This window comes from Flavobacterium sp. (assembly GCF_044371705.1).
Lineage (GTDB): Bacteria > Bacteroidota > Bacteroidia > Flavobacteriales > Flavobacteriaceae > Flavobacterium.
Map to the genome: position 1 here is coordinate 1 of NZ_JBILTE010000245.1, position 3,242 is coordinate 3,242.

Sequence of the window (3,242 nt, forward strand, 5' to 3'; positions counted from 1 at the left end):
ACAAGAAATTACTGTATCTTCCGGTAAAATCGATCACATTGAAAAATTCAAATCCGCATATGTGGATGCACGAAATGTTGATATTTGGCTGCCTGATGGCTATTCAAAAGACAAACAATATGCTGTTTTATACATGCATGACGGACAAATGTTGTTCGATGCAAAAACAACCTGGAATAAGCAAGAATGGGGAGTCGATGAAACAGCCACACAATTAATGGCTACTAAAGAAACCATTGATTTTATTGTGGTAGGTATTTCAAGTATTTCTGAAAAACGTCATGCTGATTACTTTCCGCAAAAACCATTTGATGATTTAAGTTTGGAGGACAAAAATTTTGTGACAATCACATTACAAGAAGCAGGGCGAACGAAAGCGGTTTTTCAGCCTGTTTCAGATAATTATTTGAAATTTATAGTAGAAGAATTAAAGCCTTACATTGATACAAATTACAGCACATTTGAAGATGCTAACCACACTTTCATGATGGGTTCAAGTATGGGCGGATTGATTTCGCTGTACGCCGTTTGTGAGTACCCGACTATTTTTGGTGGAGCTGCATGTATTTCTACCCATTGGCCAGGCATATTTTCGGTGGAAAACAACCCCATTCCGGACGCTTTTTTTACCTATATGCGTAGAAATCTACCGGATCCGAAAACCCATAAAATCTACTTTGACTTTGGTACGGCAACTCTTGATGCTTTGTATCCGCCGTTACAAAAAAAGGCGGATGAAGTCATGATTGAAAAAGGCTTTACTCCTGCCAACTGGGAAACACATAAATTTGAAGGTGCTGATCACTCTGAAAATGCTTGGAAAGAAAGGTTATCGATACCGATTTTGTTTCTTTTGGAAACAAAAAAATAAACCATAAAAAAACCCATCTCGTTTATGCAGCGGATGGGTTTTTGCTATGTTATAAAATCAACTTAGATTTTAAATCTTTTTCTATCGGTTTCTGTCAAATAAATTTTTCTCAAACGAATAGATTTTGGAGTAACTTCAACATATTCGTCTTTTTGAATGTACTCCAAAGCTTCTTCTAAAGAGAAAATAACCGGAGGGATAATTCTCGCCTTTTCATCATTTCCGGAAGAACGAACATTCGATTGCTTTTTCTCTTTTGTTACGTTTACAGACATATCATCAGCACGAGAGTTTTCGCCAATTACCTGACCTTCATAAATATCTGAGTTTGGCTCAATAAAGAATTTACCACGATCTTGCAATTTATCAATAGAATAAGGAATAGCTTTTCCTTTTTCCATAGAAATCAACGACCCTTTGTTACGTCCGGAAATTTCTCCTTTGTAAGGCTCATAGCCAATAAAACGGTGTGCCATGATCGCCTCACCGGCAGTTGCTGTAAGCAATTGGTTACGCAATCCAATAATTCCACGAGAGGGAATGTTGAATTTAATAATCATACGTTCACCTTTTGTTTCCATGCTCAACATTTCACCTTTACGAATCGTAACGAATTCAACTGCTCTACCCGAAAGATTTTCCGGTAAGTCGATTGTTAATTCTTCAATTGGCTCACATTTTACACCATCAATTTCTTTGATAATAACTTGTGGTTGACCAATTTGTATTTCGTAACCTTCTCTTCTCATGGTTTCAATAAGAACAGACAAGTGCAATACTCCACGTCCGAAAACCATAAATTTATCAGCAGAATCAGTTTCACCCATTTTCATGGCCAAGTTTTTCTCTAATTCTTTTGTTAATCGTTCACGAATATGGCGAGAAGTTACAAATTTACCTTCTTTACCAAAAAATGGTGAGTCATTAATAGTAAACAACATACTCATTGTTGGCTCATCGATAGCGATTGATTTTAATCCTTCCGGATTTTCAAAATCAGCAATAGTATCGCCAATTTCGAAACCTTCCACTCCAATAATCGCACAAATATCTCCGGCAATTACTTCTTGCACTTTTTTACGGCCAAGACCTTCAAAAGTATGTAATTCTTTAACTCTTGATTTCGTTACTGTACCATCTCTTTTTACTAAAGAAATAGGCATTCCTTCTTTCAACACACCTCTTTCCAAACGACCGATAGCGATACGTCCGGTAAAAGCAGAGAAATCTAAAGATGTAATAAGCATTTGTGGCGTTCCTTCTGAAATTTTCGGAGCAGGTACGTGTTGAATAACCATATCTAATAAAGGTTCAATACTGTCCGTTTGATTTCTGAAATCATCACTCATCCAGTTATTTTTAGCTGAGCCGTAAACCGTTGGAAAATCCAACTGCTCTTCAGTTGCACCTAATTCAAACATCAAGTCGAACACTTTTTCGTGCACTTCTTCCGGTGTACAGTTTTCTTTGTCTACTTTGTTAATAACCACACAAGGTTTTAAACCTAAATCGATTGCTTTTTGCAATACAAAACGTGTTTGCGGCATCGGACCTTCAAAAGCATCCACCAACAAACAAACACCATCCGCCATATTTAATACTCGCTCTACTTCTCCACCAAAATCGGCGTGACCCGGCGTATCAATAATGTTGATTTTAGTACCTTTATAAACTACAGAAACATTCTTTGATGTAATGGTAATTCCACGTTCACGTTCTAAATCGTTGTTGTCTAATATCAAATCACCTGTATTTTCGTTGTCACGAAATAAATGACAGTGATACATAATTTTGTCAACCAAAGTAGTTTTACCGTGGTCAACGTGGGCAATAATCGCAATGTTTCTAATTGATTCCATCCGTGTTTTTTTCAGGGTGCAAAGGTACACTTTATTTTTACATAAAAAATTTTTACGTAAAACATTGATTGATTTAACGATAAGATAATAATTGTACTATTTAGGTTATAAATAGTATTTGAAAGTTAAATTCAATTGAAAAGTAAATCTACATTAGACTTTCTTTTTATATTTTAAATCTTAGTACCTTAGCAACTTAAAATAAATCATGCCATGAAAGACTTAAGTAACTACAGAAAATCGTATGAAAAAAGCGAACTTTTAGAATCGAATATTCCGGCAGATCCAATTAATTTGTTTCATCGATGGTTTTATGAAGTAGAAGAATTTGGCTTGATTGAAGAAGTAAATGCGATGACTGTTGCCACCATCGGTTTAGACGGATTTCCGAGAGCTCGTGTGGTTTTACTTAAAAAATTCAATGAAGAAGGATTTATCTTTTATACCAATTACGATTCCGAAAAAGGAAAAGCCATTGAAGCAAATCCACATATCTGTTTGTCTTTTTTTTG

General features: G+C 35.6%; 3 protein-coding genes. 2 read left to right on the top strand and 1 reads right to left on the bottom strand.

What is annotated here, in order from left to right:
- A partial coding sequence (locus tag ACIQ2S_RS12370) for an alpha/beta hydrolase (RefSeq protein ID WP_396176438.1) occupies window positions 1–871 on the top strand: 871 nt, incomplete at its 5' end.
- 62 nt (window positions 872–933) lie between these two features.
- Here the strand turns inward: ACIQ2S_RS12370 and typA are convergent.
- Entirely contained in the window at window positions 934–2,730 is a 1,797-nt protein-coding gene (gene typA / locus ACIQ2S_RS12375) for a translational GTPase TypA (protein WP_396176440.1), read from the bottom strand.
- Window positions 2,731–2,943: 213 nt separating this feature from the next.
- Here typA and ACIQ2S_RS12380 point away from each other — a divergent pair.
- Window positions 2,944–3,242, top strand: a 299-nt coding sequence (locus tag ACIQ2S_RS12380; RefSeq protein ID WP_396176442.1) for a pyridoxal 5'-phosphate synthase, incomplete at its 3' end; no start/stop codon positions are given.